Origin of the sequence: Microbulbifer sp. MCCC 1A16149 (genome assembly GCF_050368945.1) — a bacterium.
Lineage (GTDB): Bacteria > Pseudomonadota > Gammaproteobacteria > Pseudomonadales > Cellvibrionaceae > Microbulbifer.
The window spans coordinates 2,124,650-2,142,275 of the sequence record NZ_CP185959.1 but is presented as its reverse complement, the minus strand read 5'-3'; the positions used below and the strand labels follow the sequence as shown (position 1 = coordinate 2,142,275).

Below are 17,626 nucleotides of genomic sequence, written 5' to 3'. Positions count from 1 at the left end.
TTTATCCATCTACCATTTCAGAAGAAATAAACATTCCGAAGGCGATTTTTCCTGTTTTATCGCACTCTCTAAAAGCGTCATTTACAGCAGTGCTTTGCTCTGAAGCGTCAGTCCAGTCATCAGGGTTGTATATAACGGCCTTTTGGACCTCTTCAACGGCCAATTTCCCTTGGTCTTTAAAGATGGCAGTAAGCTCATCAATTGCCTGTTCTTTACTTTCTGCGGGGATCGCAGAGCGTCCATACATATACTCAGAGCCGTCACTTGGTAGCGGGCAGCCCGGAAGAATTTTTGACTTTGTCAAAACAATCCAAATATCCATAAAAACCCTTATTTCTGGCGCGGATAGAGGGTGAACTATGCCACATTCACCTGGCGCAGTTGTGAATCAAGCATCACAAAACGTTGATCGGCATGAAATTCTACATATAGGAATAGCATGATTGGACTCAAAATAAATGGGGTCACCCATTTATTCCCGACAGGCATCGAGCCTGTCGGATAAAAAACGTACGGCACCTAACTAGCTGCCAAATGGGAAATCACGACTATTTATTGCTGTTCACGTTTTTAGCACCAACGAACATTGCAAATAACCGAATGCCTATAGAAATCAGGATTAGCATACTTGGTGCTGTCAGAGCAGGCATTGCTTTTAATTGGGTGATTTCTCTTTGAATGATCATCGTTTGATGTGGGTTGGACTGGTGCTTTGAAATCTGGCTGACGTTTTGCTTGAGTAATTTATCGAATGACTCAACTTCTCCCGCAAGCATATCCAGGAGTTCCAATTCGGACTTGCCTTCCGTTGGTAGCTTTCTCATATCCGCCTTAATCGCATCACCAATTTTTTTCCATTCTTTGGCGAGGAAGGCTTCAAGCGATGAGAGTGTCCCTAGCTTTGACTTTACGGATTGATTGGCTCGGTAGGCATTGTGTCCATGGGCGTCGGTCGCCATCACTCTACCAAAGTGCTGTACGCCATGTTTGGCGGTATTCAGGTTCCGGCTGATCAAGGCGAGTTGATCCATGGACTGATTCAGAGTCTGATTCCAGTTCGGATTTTTATCCTTGTTTTTAATCGCTGCCAGAGCGGTGTTAACCAGTCGATTCACCTGTTCCTTGGTCGCGTGTTCGTTAACAGACATATCCTTTTATCCTCGTAAAGTCGTTGAAGAGCGTATTGTGCCTCTCTGATTTGAGACTGGTGTACCACGTCCCATTTTTTCTTCGTTGAAAACGTGGATTCTAAACTAAATTAGCCACAGAGTAGTTATCGGGAATCTTCGATTGCCGTGGGAATTGTGCTTCCTGCCTAACTCACACGGCGTGGAGGATTTTAAGAAAATGTAAGGGGATAGCTGAACATTATGACACTCATTAGCACCCACTGAGTTTTCCATCAATTAGTCTATAGTCATAACAAAAAGGGAAAGGGAAGTTTGATATTCAGGCACATACCTAGGTGTTGATTGCCTACCACGTCCACCTACTGGTAACTCCGGGCATATGAGGCTGGGTTCATGGATGGGAAACCACTAGACACAGAAATAGATCACCACACGGCTAAATTGATCGTCGGATTTATCGCTTTGTCACTTGCGATTTTTACCGACTTGCTGACGCCTGGGGTCAGCATCAGCTCGATTAGTCTGTCATATCATTTGACGGATAATGCCCGAAACGTATTCGTTGGCTCTCTCTGCGTAATATCGACTTTTCTGTGGTCGTACAATGGCTACTCGTTGTTTCAGGCTGTCTTAAGTAAAGTCGCAGCAGTCGCTGTCGCAGCCGTGGCATTTTTGCCGTGCGATTGCTTTACCGGTCGGGGTGTTGAGGGAGCAGCTAGAGAAGCCACGTTGACTGGGATTCTCCATACGACGTCGGCGATTTTAATGTTCCTTATCCTCGCAATTTTTTGTTGGCTGTTTTACCTGAGAGCGAGAGAAAAAGATTCCAAAGAGGCGAAGGTTAGGGGGCGGATTTATAGAATCTGTGCTGTAGCCATGGTTGGCGCTATGGCGGTGCAGTTGCTCGATATTTTGGGGGTAGATTTTAGCGGTATTACCCAGCGGGTGACTTACTATGTCGAGGCGACAGGATTGATGGCATTTGGTGTGGCATGGATGACGGCGAGTCGTATGTTGCCATTTATTACTAATGAAGATGAGCGTGTAAAAATTGAGCTTTCTGGAAGGTAGCTGATTTCATGTGGTTGTGCTCATTTCTCGATATTGGTTGTTTTCTGTTCAGTTTCGGGTGAGTTCAGGGGCGATTCAGTTGCACCGAGTTAAAAAGCAGGTGTGAATCCAAGGAAAACGCACCATGCGCCAGATCCCATACCGATTACTCGCCGCTCTCACCATTACCTTGACGCTCGGTGGCTGTGTCACCTACCCGGCAGCCCCGCCGGTGATCGGCGGGAGCACCTATGTCCGCAAGGCTCCGCCGGTTTACTCCTATTCAGTGATCACCGATCCCGGCTATCGCTACTACGACGATACCCTCGGCGTTTACGTGTTCTACGACCGGAGCGACGTTTTCTATCGGCAGGGGCGTTACTACCGTTGGTATCAGGACCATTGGATCAGTGCCAGTCATTGGGGTGGCCGTTGGTATCCGGCCCCCAATTTCTATATCTCGGCAAACTTCAATGATCGCTGGCATACGCGCTTGCGCCGTCACGGCCATCGCTATGCCGGAGGACACCACGACAGACCGCCGCGCCGGCACGGACATAACGACGGTTACAACCGGCGGGATTGGCATGACGGTAACGCGCATCGAGATGATCGTCGTGGGAAGGGCTGGGAACGTCGTGAGAGGGGCCAGGATCAACGTGAGAAGCTTCGGGATCGTCGCGAGTTGGTTCTGGACCGTCGTGAGAAGGGCCAGGATCGTGGCCGAGGTGGCGAACATGGGTTTGCTGGCAAAGCCGAGCAAAAACGGCAGGCGTCTCGGATGGATAACCGGGGCGGGGATCGCCGTAATGAACGCGGGAAGCCACATCGGATTCCGAGTCGGGACGAGCGGGTAGTCAAAGTTGCGGACAAGCCGACCAGCAGTCGCGGCCCACGAGTTATTCCTGCAGTAGAGCGTCCGGCAATCGATCGCCGCACGGTACGCGACAGGCCCAAGCCACAAACCCAGCGCGGCCAGCCACAGCGCCAGCGTAAAGCGCAAAATGATCGGCGCAATGCTGCCGAGAAACCAGCTCCGCGCCAGGAGCGCAAGCAGCCAAAGAACGAGCAGCCAAAGAACGAGCAGCCAAAAAAGAAGGGTAAGGAAAAAAAGAAGTCTAAAAAGAAAACGGATAAGCGGGATCAGGTACGCCGTGAGCGCGAGCCGCTTACTCGCCGGTCCAATGAAGCACGCCGCCGGATCGATTGAGTCTTTCTGAAAATGGGGGTAGATCTAATAAATGGGTGCCCCCATCTTCGCTCCTCACCCGCCGCAGCTTTGACCAGCGCGGCAGTAACTGCCCGCACTACTAGCTGGCCACGCCGAGGGCTCTGTCAAATAAGCTGTGGAAGCCGGTTATGACTCCGGCACAGCGAGTGGGGCGCCCAAATTATAGTAACCCCGATATTCTCTAACCCCCCTGGAAGAGGTATCGTAATTCATGGATATATTTGGGGCTTCATAAGCTGAGCTCTGATGCAACCACATCCTCAGAGGGGATACCCTTACGGAATCCGGACCTGATAATAACGCCATGGTGTGGTCTGGATCTATACAGGGAAGAATTGTATGAGCCTCCCTGAAGTCAAACTCAAAGCTGCTGGAAACACTATTTCGCATTATCTCGTTAAATGCCTTTATTTTATTGGGTACCCTAAAAGCAAGTGTTTGGTAAATTAATTCAAGCCTGTCCTCTCGGTTCATACGCAGTGCGTAGCGATTGACAGTTTGTAGATATATACGCATTAGAGCTGAAATCTGGCGGGAATAGTCCCCGCCTCCTTCCGTAATAGCAGCATTAAGCATTTCAACAGGGATCGGAGCATATGCTGGACGACCATGATTGAGGTAACCTGCAACTCCAATCACTGGAGCCACAGTACTGGTGGCTATTGTGGACATCATTGCCTGCCGATCAGGCGTATTTGCCAAATTCATTACTTCGTGTTCGACAAACTGTCGCGCCTGTGCGCGAGTTAATTCCCTAAAGAGCGCACTGTTGTTATGGATGGTGTTGGTGAGAAGGTGGAAATTATCTACGTCAAGGTGCTCAGGACCACTCTGAAATAGACTTTGGTTGAAACGACGACCTCTAAGCCAGGGAATTCGGTCCATTAGTTCCACCAACGGACTGGCACTGGGAATGTATTGCAGCATGCTGTTAAGACGTGATGCTGCGTAGCCTGCTCCCCACGTGAAATCCTGATTATCCCAACTGTTGATAGCGGTAATCTTACCTTCATGTTCGCTGACAACTTCAAATCCAAGAGCAGCCAGGGCTTTGAATTCGCGCTCGGGGCCAGTTTCGGTCCGGTAGTCGGTAGCCAGCTGTTCTAGCGTTGGTCTAAAGGCCGCAATATTCCTGCCACCGTATTTTATCCCCCAGTGGCTACCGCCTTTACGGAGAGTGTAGGTAATACCGCCTATGCGGATATTCATTGAGCCGACATTAACTCTGTGTCCCTGTATGGTGTCACCGGGGCGTAAACGCACGCCGATACTGGAATTTCGATAGAGCTCCCGGGCTTGCCCTTCGGAAGAAGTGGCGCGTTCTACCAGATCTGTAAATCGAACAACCTGAAGGTAGATGGTTTCACCTTCAGGTAAATCGGTAATTATCTCTTCAAAGCTTTCTGCGAACTCATCGTAGAGTAAGTGTTCCCGGCGGCCGCTGGCGGGATTTATAAAGGTCATTGTATCCCCCTCTATAGCCGTTAGGATCTTCGCGTGGGGTGAAAAATCCTCTCCAGCGGCGGCATCGATGGTTACCCATAATGGACCATAATTGCTCAACCACTCAAAATACTGACTGAGTGGGTAACTGGCAGGCGCCTCCGCGTGCATATTCAGGGCTGAGATAAATCGAAGTTTTTCGGTAGCCGGTAAACTCTCGTTTGCCTCAAAGCGGCTTAAATAGTAACTCTCGTCGGGCGGCGTTAATCCATTGCCGGCGTCAGTAAGAGTGTCCTGAATGGGCGAGGAGATACCATTCTTCCAGTTCATCAACATTGCTGCTGCTGTTGCCCAGCAGACCTTTGAGGTTGGTTGTTGCATGGGCTCTAGGTCCCAGCTGACAGACATGAAGCCTTCAGAAGAGGTTCCCTGGACATCGATAGATTCGCTGGTGCCGTCGGAATCGGTACGCTCGGCCTGTACAGTCTGTCCACGGCTGACCGCATCAGAAGCGACGGAGGTGAGTGAGGGACGGCTCTGTTCTCGTTCAAACTGTTCTTGCTCACGTAAATATTCGCCACCATCGATTTGCTGCTGAAGATGTTGCCGGGTGAGGTCCCTTGCGTCTTCTGCATCGATGACTCCAGAGCGCCGGGCTCTCTCGATACCTTGCCCAATGTCAGATGAATGTGAGGTGTTATGCTGCTGAGTTGCAAGGCTCTTGGACATTTCAGCAAATGCCTTGGCATTCTCCTGGTTCGACAGGTAAGTGCGAATGGCATTGTCCTGGTTTTTTGCAAGCCCGGTAACATCATTAAAGACACCGGCTTTGGTTAGTTGTTCTCCAAGACTGGCAAGTCCAGCGGCTGGGGCAGGTTGGTCTGGCGAATTTTGAATATTGACAATAGGCTGTGCGAAATCCTTATATTCTGGTTTGTATTCAGTGACAACGGGTGTAGGAGTTACAATCGGCTGTATGGGTGTGGGCTCTTCAGTCCGGAACTTATCCCAATCCTGTGAAGAGTTCTCCTTGACCATTTCACAGGCATCACAGTTACCCTGGATCGCTTCCATAAACACGCCACGGGTTGGCACGCTGATACGGTAGGGGGGGAGGGGAGTTAACGGTTTGTACATTTCCAGCAGGTCGTGATTAGTATCGTCGGTTACTGGAGCTTCATCGATAGTCAATTCAACGACGGCATTCCTGTTTACCTTGAAGCCCTCAGCAACAGGAAAGACCAGAGAGTTTCCAGAAATAGTGATGATCTCATTTTTAACCACGGAAGCAAGGCTTCGCATGCTTGAGCGAGCGCCACTTGATGTGAAGGTCTGGATATTAAATCCATCGAGAAGGAGATGGCGCCGGTCTTTATCCAGATTTGCCCAAAGTATCTTATTGTAGTGCTCTAGGTTGGAGTTTAAATGTTCGATAAGCTCAGTAACAATGTAGGTGTCTTCTTTCCTCGGATTGCGTAGATCTTCGTCATTCAATGGAATATACAAGCGGGTTCCATCGATCAGATCATCACCAAGATAGCCTTTGAAAATCGTTCCGTCGTGGTAAGCCGTTGTGTAATTGATCCGAACGTTTTCGATATCTAGGCGAATAGACCCGGCCCGAAGGGTGCTTACGGCTGAGCTGGTTACATACATTCGCAAATTGTCTGGCAGGCTGCGGCGTGTTCCGGAATAGCTACCGCTGGTAATCCGAATTCTTACTTTGCGCTCACCGCCACGGTAGTCTGTCGTGTTATTCAAATCCCACGAAAGTCGTTGAATTCTAATGGTATCGAGGATCTTTTCGAATATATCGGGAAGGATCTGATTTTTGAAAATTTGATCCCATTCAGAGATTAAGGCTCCCCGGAAATAGTTGTTGAGCATCTGAAAAACGTTACTATGACCAAGGATGTCTGCGTATGCTTCCCAAATTTGTCTGTCAATGATGTCCCCTTCAAAAAAATCGACCCCGGAAACAGTAATGGTTTCAGCGGCGCCTTCGTCGTCGACTGTGGCTACGTCCACTGGTTCGAAATTTATAACGCGGATGGCTTCAGCTGGCTTCTTATTCTGGAAGTCTGCATCTAGTTGCATGAAATTATCAAAAATGCGGGCATTTTCGAATACAGTTTCATGGGTTGTTCGATACTTCGTTTTGTTCCAGTCAAAGGGATTAAACCAAGCCTTGGCGGTCTCTACTGGATCAAACTCCTGATTCTCAATTGTACGGGTAACACGAGGGAAGGAGAGGATTCTGTCGTAGCGGGTTTTCGGGCGATCGATTTTTACCCGTAAGGTAAATTCACCGGTGATATTCCTTATAGGCTCATCAGCATGTGTGCCGGTTGGAAAGTCCACTCGTTCATAGTTGGTTTTGATCCGGGTGTTGGCGTCAAAACCCTTGATCAGGGGGTGCGTCCGCCCGAAGCGTAAAAAATCCAGTCGGTTCCACTTCAGGTAGGTGCTGGATGGAATGGGCAGGAGATTGTCAGCCAGGATATCCTTCCACTTATGGATATTCTCGGTGGAGAAATGCGTCAAAAGTAGAGGGACAAACAGGCATTCCTCAACGTGGGAGACCTCCTGGTAGATCGCAAAGTGGCGCAGTACGTCAAAGTACATCATCGTTAAGGAGTGGCAGTGATTGTGGTTGGCAATGACTTCTGAAGTGACGCCATATTTCTGCCCTTCGGTTACCGTTGTTACAACGGAGGCATTAAGTTCCCGGTAACTTTCTGCGTTCTGCATCAGGGATTGTCGGAGCTTTTCACCAAAGAATTGTGAAATATTGCGAGCGCTGTTTTGCGATGCCGACGAATTAGAGTTGGCAAATCCTCCCGCTACGCCGAGAGAGGCACCAATGCCACCATAGGATCCGCTTGCACCTAACCCGGCCGACATTCCAGAAGTGTGAGCGTTACTTCGTCCGGCCAGTGACTCGTTGATACCACCGCTGAGCTGATCGGTGATGATCCGGTCACTGACCAGACCGGCAGATAGACTCTCTCCCTGGCTTAGGGACTGTGACTCGGCTCCCTGTAGGGTGTGTGAGGACTCGAAGACAACAATCTGTTTTTTCTGTCCCGGTGCTAGAGGCAGAGAGTAAACCAGGTCACCCAGAGAGTAGCCATCGGCTTTGAAAACTGACTTAAAGTGAATGATGTGACCTGTGGCGACTGTGACTGCTTGATAAATCGAGAGGTTCTCCTTGGAGTCAGGGGCATCTTCCCAGCGAATGGGGTTGTCTAGATCGACAATGCCTCGCGCTATCTTCTCCGTTCCTCCCACCAGGTTATACATAACCTTGTCGCCGTCCGTAAGCTTTTCGAGTACATAGTTCGCTACGTCTGGGTCGGAGGTTCGAACGATGGCATTATATTGATACTCGCGAATTGTCCTGTTCGGTGTGGAGAGATTGATGCACGAGCCTCCAATATCCTGGGTATATTCCCCAGAAGCTATCAGGTCCTCTTGGTCGGGCAGGCGGTGTGCTTTGCGTGGTTCATTGCAGTCGCAATCTTCGTCACTTCCAATGGTTTCTTCATCTGTTTCACTCTCTTCTACAACGGCATCATCGGACAGCAGCAGAAAGATGAAATTGTTAACTATACTCTCGTTTGCGTTGTAGGGATCAACAGCAATTTCGACAGGGCTTTCCGGCATTATGGAGACTAGTGCCTGTGCCTGAACATACTGCCCATATGGATATTCCATGGAGAAGTTTCCAGACTTGTCTGTCTGGGTTGCTCCTATAATCCTGAATATTTCATCGGTTGCGGTCTGCTTAGCCTGCAGAATAATGGTTAAATCATTTAAGGAATACTTTTTAGCACTCTGGATAACCCGGCCTCGAAGCCTTTTGGTTCTGGTGGACCCTGTGGCGGGGCTGGGGGCAGAAATAACCTGGTGATCCATATGGACTCGGATATCAAGGTCCTGAAGGGTTTCATCGTGGACCCCAAAACGTTGGGCCAACAAACTGATACCCTGATAATCTTTCACTCGAACGTAAATATGGCCAGCGACATTATTCGCTATTATGGTTTTGTCTGTATCGAACGAGAATCCAAGGCGATTATTCTCAGGGGTGACATTTTTTTCATGCCAATTGTAGCGAATAATCTTTATTTCACCATTTTTCTGTGGGTATTCAATGGAAAGCTCGTAGTAATCAAAATCAGAAAGCGAAAGTGGGCGATCGGCGACGATTTCGAGCTGGCCGATAACGTCAATGGTTTTAATGCTTTCAAGTGACAAGGGAAAGTCAAAAAGCTTTTCGAAAATTTCCTGTATCGACCGGAAGATCTCGGCGGTAATCGTGAGTTCGAGATCCTGGAATAAATCGGACAGCTGTGTATAGCTAATAATATCGCCCCGGGGGAAGAGTCTTGGATGACCATCACTCAAATCAACCATTGCATCAATAAGTTCGAGTACTTTCTGATCGGAAACCGTGTGGTCGTGAGTGGTAGTGTTAAGAGCATACTTTACTAATTCAAAGGTCTCTTTGTTGATCAGGTAGGTAGAGCGGTCATAATCTAGGGGTAGGGTATTTAGGCCCTCTTCGTTAAGGTTTCCTACAAGACCGTATGTGGACTCAAACTGTATTTTTTCTTCACGGTAATTTCTCTGGTCGTAATCCGACGACAGGGATTTCTTTTTATAAATTATTCCCTCAAATGACTTTGATCCTATCTCTTGGCCTGTAGTACTTCGGATATATACAGTAAAAGGAATCGAAAAATCGTTTATATTCGAGCCAGGTCCTAGGATTTCAATAAGGTGATAGAGAAAGAATCCATATATACTTTCGACTTTTTTGCCGACGACTCTAGTTAGTGGAAGGTGTACGAGATATTCTTCGTTATCAGTGTCGTGGACTATCAGGTACTTTTTGTGTTCCGATACATACCTCTCAACTGTTCCGCCGGACAATCGGAAGCTATATTGAGGAAACACGACCTCAATAATTACTTCGTTGGGAAATTGTTCTTCACCTATCTTTTCGATGTCGAATGATTGCTTGATAGTGATCATGGCATGATTTCCGTGAAAAGGCCGAGACATCGAAAGGCGCGCATTCTTTGCCCGGGCTCTATGTAGGCGGAGGAGCTGCTAACTTATTAAGTTGCGATAATCGTTTCGGGCAGCGTGGTTGTAGTCGAATCATTACTCGCCCGCGGTGGATGGGCGGTGACTGCCTGAAAAGTAAATTAACTCATTTTATCCTTTGCGACAATTTATAAGCTGGGTGGGGTGCTCGGTGACTTTTTCTGCTTATAAAATTGTCTGTAAAATAAATAGGTTAGCGAAGTATCTTTATGGAAATGATAGCTGGTGACGGATTTTAAGCTGGCGCACTATTTATCTTCGTACGATTGTGGTCTTTTCTCTAGAGATTTTGGTTGGCGGGTAGTTCACTTTTTATCCGCTTGGTGTCGGATAGTAAGTAGCCTGTGTGCGGGTCGGCTCAGGTGGGTCGCTGTTCATTTTCAATAGTGTCGTAGATACTTACCTGCGGACGTCGAGAGCCTTTTTCGTATTCAACAGTTTCCAGTGGTTCTTTGAATTAGTGTCACTCTTGTATCTGATGAGGCGTTTCGGATAAATGGGATCAGGACGGCATTATGGCATTAAAAGAAGGGTAAGGAAAAAAGAAGTCTAAAAAGAAAACGGATAAGCGTGATCAGATACGCCGGGTGCGTGAGCCGCAAACCCGCCGGTCCAATGAAGCACGTCGCCGGATCGATTGATGCTGTCTAATAATCGGGGTCAGATCAACATTTTGGTATCGCATACGTTCAATAAAACTAACGCGATAAAGTCGATCTGCCCCGATTTATTCGGCCTGGAAACCCTAGCAGCGGTGTCCTACAGGTGGTTGAACTTGCTGCTGCTGCGGTTCCGGTTGCCGTACTGGGCGACGCGCACGCCGATGGCGTTTTCGATCAGTGCCGTCACATCGTCTTCAATGCCGTGCGCGTCACGCTCGGTGGGCTGGTTGGTGTAGAAGTCCCACGGTGAGTTATCGCTCTGAGCAAAGTTGCCGACCCCCGAGAGGGTGGCCTTGTAACACTCCCGCATCCACTCTTCGACCTCAAGCTTTATGTTCGAACGCCTAAACCAGGTCGGACGGGCGGTGCCACAGAAAGTCCGGAAGTTGTTGCGCGCGTTCTGGGAGGCCTGATTGGACACGTTCAGTGGCACGTTGAGCCATCTGGAGATCATCTGGGGCGTCGCAGTCACATCGTTGCCCTGGCTGACATCCTGGAACATCCGGATCCGATCCTGGACCGAGCCCATGCCATTGTCTTTGGTGTGGGCGTTGATCTTGGAGCTCGAGCTCTGGTCGGGGAACTCGATCTCGCCGCCCGCAAGTCCCTGTGAGATACGGAAGAATTGCTCGCTGTGACGGGTCTCGTGGTAGATCGTCGCGCACAGCTCAACGAAGTCCTTGTAGATCAGGTCGGTGTTTCTGGTGTAGGTGGCGTTCAGCGTCAAGCGCCAGGTGCCCCAGCTGAAGGAGCCGCACAGGTCCGGACCCAGATTGTTGTGGAATATTGCCGGCGTGGGCATGAAGGGCGTCGCGACCCGAATCGCCTGCTCGATCGACTGCCGCCGACGGACTCTTCGGCTTCCGCCGGGGCGTTGCCAGTCTTTCCAGACATCGCGCATGCTGTTGGCGAAGGTTTGCTTGGTCGCTTGGAGATGGAGAGTCACTGTCTTGCCTCCCTGGCTTTTATTAGGTCGCCGATGTCTGCTGACTCGGCGGCGCGAATATTCCTTATTCGGGCGCGAGCATTCTCCCTCGGCCTGTCCAATCATTCAAGCGTGGCTTGTGAACTCCGCGGCGATGGAGCCGCGGGCGCCTTTTAGCAATTGCCTTTTTTGGCCTGTCCCGGCGGGCAGTGCCCCCGACTACCGCCGACGATGACGCCAGGGACTAATATCTTGGCAGGTTTCATTTCCAGGCTCGGGCCAACCACTGCGCAGCCGTTAAGAAAAGCCGTTGCGCAGAGGATCAGAGCGATTTTTAGTTTCATGGGAATACTGTCGTAAGAGAATTTGCCCGCCATGCTAATGCCGGCATGGTTGGAGATCTATTTATGTTCCGGGCTTTTTCCCCGATTTGAGGGCCGCTTCTCACTGCAATCCTTCCTATGGTGCGGCTGATCACAGAGCGAGCGGCGAGTCTGACACATCCATAAAAAAGGGCGCCGAAGCGCCCAATGTGATCTGCCGAATTGAGAGTGTCAGAAGGAGAACTTATACCCCACTGACAGATTGAGCGTCCAAGGGTCGTAGATGTAGTCCCCGGAATAGGATTCAAAAATTGGCTCTACATCCGGTGGCGGCGGAACGTCATCCAGCAGCTGTAACCGCATATCGGTCGTGGATCGCGCGTAAATCGCGGCGACATTGACCAGCCAGGAGCTGTCGCGCCCGAAATTGAAGTCCATACCCATTTGCCAGGTATAGCCCCAGGAGGAACCCAGATCGAAGTTGCCGCGCAGGCCAAATTCGGCAAGGTCTTTCCGCGCTGCGCGATTAAGGCCGCTGTCACCGAAGTCGGTATAGCTGATTCCGCCACCTATATAAGGCTGGACCATACAGGTCGCATCCAGGGGGTAGAATTTCAGGCTTGCGGTACTGATGTTGGCATCAAAACTGACAACATCACGATAAGCGACATCGTCGAAACCGAGGGAGAAAAAGCCGTCACCGTGACTGCTAGTATGTTTGTCGCCGTCCATATAGCCAAGTTCGATGCCCCAGTGCTCTACCGGTTTCCACTCGAAGTTGAGATACCAGCCCCACTCGGAACCGGGATCGACGTTAGAGCGAAATGCATCGAAATACCGGTAGGTATCGTCGACAAAGCTAACCTCGTCATCGCCTGCGGAAATATAGTATCCGCCAACACGGACGATAAAGTCCTGTGGTCCGGTCAAGCCGAGGGGGTTGGCCGAGGCGGTAGTACTCAGTGCCAAAGCCAGCGGTGCCAGGATGGGTGAAAATTTCAATATCCGTTTCATTCAAGGTAACTCCTTAAATACCCATGGAATCAAAAGTGTAATACACCGATTTTTGACTTAAGGGAAAAACAGCTCACTTTACGTGCCAAATAGCAAGGTTCAGGGGTTTTTCCTGAGTTGAACCGGCGGTAGCTACCCGGGCTCTGACGTAGCTTTCACATCTCAGCGACATTTCAGTCACATTTACGTTGCTAACCTCACAGCGTTTCACCAAATAAAAGCGGCAGATTGTTGCAGGGATAACAAAAGGGATCGCAATATGAGCAGGCAATTGAGACAGGTATCGTGGTTGACGCTATCGGCGTTGTTGATGGGAACTCCACTTTATACCCTCGCAGCAGAGGCGCCCGGTGCACTGACTATCGTCGTCAAGGATCAGAATACGGACCGGCCACTCTCATCCGCGCAGATCATGATCAGGGAACGGGAAACCGATTCCACGCGATCTGTGGTTACCGACGCGCAAGGTCGCATTGTCGTTGAACTGCTCGACCCCGGTCTCTACTCGGTAAACGTGGCCAAAGGCGGGTTCAGTACCTCCTATGAGCCAAGTGTGCGCGTGGTGACGCGCAAAAATGTAAAAATTGAATTTGAGCTTCTGGAGCAGGCGCTTGAGGAGGTGGAGGTTAGGGCGCAGCAACCTGATGCATTTGCATCCGCTAGCAGCACCTACCTGGATAGGGAAGCCTTGCGCAGTGCCGTTGGCGGTGGCTCAGATCCGCTCCTCTCACTGGACGGTTTGCCTGGCCTGGCATCCGCCAGTGAATTCGCAAGCTTTAGCGTACGTGGCCGTGGCCCGCGAGATAACCTGTTATTCGTTGATGATTTTCCTTTTGATAAAGCGGTGCACTTTGATGCAACTCTGGGGGAAGAGGAAGATGTCGGTGGTGGCGGCCGCTTCTCGATTTTCGCACCAAACGTAATCAGTGGTGCAGAATTTTCACCGGGTGGCTGGAGTGCGGCGTACGGCGGCCGGGCTGCATCGTTACTCAACCTGGAAGTTGCGGATGGCAATCCAAGCCCTTCGGCAAGTCTGCGCTTTGATATTGCGGGCTATGAAGTTGGTTACGATGGTCCTGCCGGTATTACCGAAGGCGCTACCTTGCTCGTTTCCGCTCGTCGATTGGACTTCGGCTCGTTTTTTGAAACGATCGAAGAACTCGACATTGGAGATCCTGTCCTGCGCGACTTCATCGTAAAGTCGGTCATACCAGTTAACCAGAACCACACCCTCGAAGTTCTACTGATCGATACACATGAAGATTACACCCGCGGCGTGACCCACGTTTTTGCATCGCCCAATTTCGAAGATGCTGCGCTTCAGGATTCTGAACAAGATAGTGATTTGTATGGCCTGACATTGCGATCACTGATCGGCGAAGAGGCTGTCTTGACCAACAAGGTCTACTACCGCACCAGCGACAAGATCAGTTCAGAGGGTGAATCATTTCCCGATCTCGTACCTGAGGGATCACCTGCGTCCAGTTTTCCAGTGCGGGAAGACATTATTACCATCGGTGAGGGTGAGACAGAGGTCGGCTGGCGAGGCGACTTCGAGACGGTGAATCAATGGGGCGTATTCAGTGCCGGTGTTCGAGTAACGCAAATTGATCTGGACTATAACACCGTCCTGGACGGCGATTGGATCCGGTTTGTCTATGACGACGATGACTTCAGGCCAGAGCCCGACCAGCGGTTTATTGTGCTGACGCCCGCGAACATCAACTCTTCACTAAGCCAGAACGAAACGAATTACGCAGGGTACGTAGAGCAGGCCTTTAAACGCGGCGATTGGGATGTTCGCACCGGTGTGCGGCTGGAGAGGGACGGCTTTGCAGACCAAAGCTTCGCGTCGCCCAGGCTCAGCGTCAATTGGCGACCGGGTAACACAATTAGATACTTTGCGACGGCAGGGCGCTTTCATCAGTCACCACGGTTTTTAGACATTGCCGCGAACGCATCGAACGACCTTGAGACTGAAGAAATCACGCACGCTAGCATCGGTTATGAATACGTCCCGAGCAACCGCTGGTCGGTGTTGACGGAAGCCTATTACCAGAACCTTGATAACCTGGTGGTCGACCTTGATCGGGCGAGCGGCACCTTTGCAAACATTGGTGACGGCACATCCTATGGTGTCGATATCGTGGCTAACAGTACGATTCGCGAGGGGATTTACGCTACCGCGACTTACTCCTACAACGATGCTAAAGTCGATCGGAAAGACGGTCGCGGTGACGTAGCCGCCGAATTCAGTCGCGAGCATGTCGCGACGCTCGGCCTGACCTGGGAAATCAGCGACCGCTGGAAGGTCGCCGGGCGCTACAAGTATCTTTCCGGCAGACCAGACGATGCGTTTATTATTCACTCAGACGTGTTGGGAGCAGGGCAACCTTTGCGCTACTCGAAAGAGATCACTGAGCGCAATGTCGGTCGCAAAAGCGGTTCTGCCATATTGAACGTGCGCGTTGACTATCGGCGCGCATTTGGCCCCATAGATACAACAGCCTTTCTTGATATCATCAACGTAACGGCAGCGTCGTCGAGCGACGACACTGATTTTGACTACCGTCGAGGCATTGAGGTGAAGGACGATAGCGAAGCCGAGCCGCTTATTGGTTTGCGGCTGGATTACGCTTGGTAAATCAGGCCTGCTAAATCGTGCCTTGTAAGGGGGGCAGTAGATGGTACATGCGCTAGGTGCGGCGCCAATCAGGGTGCTGATTGTCGAAGACAATCGCGATATTTGCGAGAACATTGCCGCGTATCTTGCAAAGCATAACTATGTTTTGGATTTTGCCTATGACGGTATCAGCGGTATGCACCTGGCGTTGACGAACCCGTTCGACGTGATTGTTCTGGACCTGATGCTTCCGGGGATGGATGGCCTGCGTTTCTGCCAAAAGCTACGGGCGGATGCCGAGGTAGAAACGCCCGTACTTATGCTAACCGCGAGAGACACGCTCGACGATAAACTCAAGGGATTCGAGGCGGGCGCTGATGACTATTTGATCAAGCCGTTCGCATTACAAGAGCTCCATGCGCGACTGCAGGCACTGTACAAGCGTAGTCACGGAAAAACCGCCAATCTGTTAACGGTAGCTGATCTGACGATGAATCGGTCTACGCTGCAAGTGCATCGCGCCGGGCGGCGCATCGATCTCACCCCTGCCAGCATGAGGCTACTTCAGCGTTTGATGGAGGAGGCTCCTTCCGTTGTGGCCCGCGATGATCTCGAAACGTTGCTGTGGGCCGACGAGCGCCCCGATGGCGATGCGCTTCGCTCGCATATGTACAAGCTGCGGCAGGCTATCGACCGGCCGTTTGGTAGCCCGCTGATTCATACGGTGCATCGCATTGGCTACCGAATTGCAGAGGATGCCCAGTAATGTACCGGTACAGTTTACGCAAGCGTGTCGCAATAGCATTTGCGCTGTGTGTTGCGGTACTCAGCGTGGTCTGGGGACTGGCTTTCTTCTCGGCGATCAGGCTGAGTGAGGACCGTGTACTGGCGACTCAGCTACAGCGTGCCGCCGAAAGTTATCCCTCTCTGACGATGCCCCTTCGCGGATACGATGAGATTGATAGCTTGCCGGAATCACTCAGGGAATGGGCGCAGACAAACCCCGAGGAGGGGTTGTACGAATTCGATACCGAAGAGTTACATGTGGCGGTAGTGCCTGCCGACAACGAACAGGGACACGCATTTGTGGTTTTCGACGTTGCCGGGATTGAGGCTGCGTCGTCCGAGGATTGGTGGTGGCTGCTCGCAATTACCGGGATCGTGGGTACCCTCGGTGCGCTGGGTTTCGGGCTTGGAATTTTTGTGATGCGCAGAGCGGTCGCGCCTGTGGTGCAACTCGCGAATGTGGTCGCGGACATTGATCCAGAAAAACTATCCGCCGAAGACCTCAAGCTCATCGAATCCAGCCGGTTCAGCGATGATGAGGTCGGGGTCCTCGCCAGGACCATTGAGAAGACGCTTGAGCGGATCAGCGCATTTGTTGAGAGGGAGAGATACTTTACCGGTTCCGCCAGTCATGAATTGCGTACGCCGATCACAGTAATCATGGGCGCGCTTGAGCTGCTGGAAGAGAGTGATCTGTCTGCGACCGATAGGAGGGTGGTAGACCGAGTGAAGCGCGCGACTTTCGAAATGAAAGCCACGATTGAAATGTTCTTGTGCCTCGCTCGCGAAACCGACGCTGGGCAGTATAACGAGCAGTTTCTGGTGATGCCGCTGGTAAGCCAGGCGATAGATCAGCAGCGTCACCTGTTAAGCGGCAAGTGCGTCGATGTTGAAATCGACTTAAACGATGCTGAAATCGCTGGTCTATCAAACCCGATAGCCTGCGGGCATTCACAGGCTTTTTCTATCGCGGTCAATAATCTGGTGCGAAATGCATTTGAGCATACACTGGACGGGCAGGGGCCGGTCACGATTCACATCAAAGAACGCGTGCTTTTTGTTACCAACCAGGTGAGTAATGAAGCGGGTGAGCGGCAAACACCGACCGAGGCGTCGTCACCCAACGGGTATGGTCTGGGTCTGGGTATCGTCCAACGGCTGTGCGAACGCAACGGCTGGTTGTTTTCATTGCACGCCGATGAGACGCGTGTAGCCGCCCGCCTTTCTTGGTGATGGCTACTTTTTCTACGTTTTTCCCGTCTCCTTTCGGCTTAGACTGATCGCCAGAGCCAGCTCTCGCAATTACTGATATCTGTGTATTTAT

10 protein-coding genes are annotated in these 17,626 nt (G+C 50.9%); 5 read left to right on the top strand and 5 right to left on the bottom strand.

Going from position 1 to position 17,626, the window contains the following annotated elements:
• Window position 1: 1 nt before the first annotated feature.
• A complete protein-coding gene (locus tag ACONT6_RS09070; protein WP_428821383.1) occupies window positions 2-322 on the bottom strand; it encodes a hypothetical protein in 321 nt (106 codons plus the stop codon).
• Between the two features lie 226 nt (window positions 323-548).
• Complete coding sequence (locus ACONT6_RS09065; RefSeq protein ID WP_428821382.1) at window positions 549-1,148, bottom strand: hypothetical protein; 600 nt, start codon at window positions 1,146-1,148, stop codon at window positions 549-551.
• A 375-nt stretch (window positions 1,149-1,523) separates the two neighbouring features.
• On the opposite strand from ACONT6_RS09065, the gene ACONT6_RS09060 reads away from it, so the two are divergent.
• The gene (locus tag ACONT6_RS09060; protein WP_428821381.1) at window positions 1,524-2,201 is read left to right on the top strand and encodes a DUF998 domain-containing protein; all 678 of its coding nucleotides are present in this window, start codon (window positions 1,524-1,526) and stop codon (window positions 2,199-2,201) included.
• 124 nt (window positions 2,202-2,325) lie between these two features.
• Window positions 2,326-3,390: a hypothetical protein gene (locus ACONT6_RS09055; protein WP_428821380.1), complete on the top strand. Its 1,065-nt coding sequence runs from the start codon at window positions 2,326-2,328 to the stop codon at window positions 3,388-3,390.
• 147 nt (window positions 3,391-3,537) lie between these two features.
• Here ACONT6_RS09055 and ACONT6_RS09050 read toward each other — a convergent pair whose 3' ends face one another.
• The 3 genes from ACONT6_RS09050 to ACONT6_RS09040 all read right to left on the bottom strand — a co-directional run bounded on the left by ACONT6_RS09050 (window position 3,538) and on the right by ACONT6_RS09040 (window position 12,893).
• Window positions 3,538-9,894 carry a papain-like cysteine protease family protein gene (locus tag ACONT6_RS09050; RefSeq protein WP_428821379.1) on the bottom strand — a complete coding sequence of 2,119 codons (6,357 nt, stop codon included), beginning with the start codon at window positions 9,892-9,894 and terminating at the stop codon, window positions 3,538-3,540.
• Window positions 9,895-10,728: 834 nt separating this feature from the next.
• Window positions 10,729-11,433, bottom strand: a complete 705-nt coding sequence (locus tag ACONT6_RS09045) for a hypothetical protein (RefSeq protein WP_428821378.1) — start codon at window positions 11,431-11,433, stop codon at window positions 10,729-10,731.
• Between the two features lie 677 nt (window positions 11,434-12,110).
• Window positions 12,111-12,893 carry an OmpW/AlkL family protein gene (locus ACONT6_RS09040; RefSeq protein ID WP_428821377.1) on the bottom strand — a complete coding sequence of 261 codons (783 nt, stop codon included), beginning with the start codon at window positions 12,891-12,893 and terminating at the stop codon, window positions 12,111-12,113.
• Between the two features lie 259 nt (window positions 12,894-13,152).
• On the opposite strand from ACONT6_RS09040, the gene ACONT6_RS09035 reads away from it, so the two are divergent.
• Genes ACONT6_RS09035 through ACONT6_RS09025 form a run of 3 tightly spaced genes read left to right on the top strand, consistent with a single transcriptional unit; the run spans window position 13,153 to window position 17,535 of the window.
• A complete protein-coding gene (locus ACONT6_RS09035) occupies window positions 13,153-15,537 on the top strand; it encodes a TonB-dependent receptor (RefSeq protein ID WP_428821376.1) in 2,385 nt (794 codons plus the stop codon).
• Window positions 15,538-15,577: 40 nt separating this feature from the next.
• Window positions 15,578-16,282, top strand: a complete 705-nt coding sequence (locus ACONT6_RS09030; RefSeq protein WP_428821375.1) for a response regulator transcription factor — start codon at window positions 15,578-15,580, stop codon at window positions 16,280-16,282.
• A complete protein-coding gene (locus ACONT6_RS09025) occupies window positions 16,282-17,535 on the top strand; it encodes a sensor histidine kinase (RefSeq protein ID WP_428821374.1) in 1,254 nt (417 codons plus the stop codon). The genes ACONT6_RS09030 and ACONT6_RS09025 overlap by 1 nt, the downstream gene beginning before the upstream one ends.
• Window positions 17,536-17,626: the final 91 nt, after the last annotated feature.

Bases quoted from the DNA above. Each gene is read 5' to 3' on its own strand.
- ACONT6_RS09070 (WP_428821383.1), bottom strand. From the start codon at position 322: ATGGATATTTGGATTGTTTTGACAAAGTCAAAAATTCTTCCGGGCTGC.
- ACONT6_RS09065 (WP_428821382.1), bottom strand. From the start codon at position 1,148: ATGTCTGTTAACGAACACGCGACCAAGGAACAGGTGAATCGACTGGTT.
- ACONT6_RS09060 (WP_428821381.1), top strand. From the start codon at position 1,524: ATGGATGGGAAACCACTAGACACAGAAATAGATCACCACACGGCTAAA.
- ACONT6_RS09055 (WP_428821380.1), top strand. From the start codon at position 2,326: ATGCGCCAGATCCCATACCGATTACTCGCCGCTCTCACCATTACCTTG.
- ACONT6_RS09050 (WP_428821379.1), bottom strand. From the start codon at position 9,894: ATGATCACTATCAAGCAATCATTCGACATCGAAAAGATAGGTGAAGAA.
- ACONT6_RS09045 (WP_428821378.1), bottom strand. From the start codon at position 11,433: ATGCCCACGCCGGCAATATTCCACAACAATCTGGGTCCGGACCTGTGC.
- ACONT6_RS09040 (WP_428821377.1), bottom strand. From the start codon at position 12,893: ATGAAACGGATATTGAAATTTTCACCCATCCTGGCACCGCTGGCTTTG.
- ACONT6_RS09035 (WP_428821376.1), top strand. From the start codon at position 13,153: ATGAGCAGGCAATTGAGACAGGTATCGTGGTTGACGCTATCGGCGTTG.
- ACONT6_RS09030 (WP_428821375.1), top strand. From the start codon at position 15,578: ATGGTACATGCGCTAGGTGCGGCGCCAATCAGGGTGCTGATTGTCGAA.
- ACONT6_RS09025 (WP_428821374.1), top strand. From the start codon at position 16,282: ATGTACCGGTACAGTTTACGCAAGCGTGTCGCAATAGCATTTGCGCTG.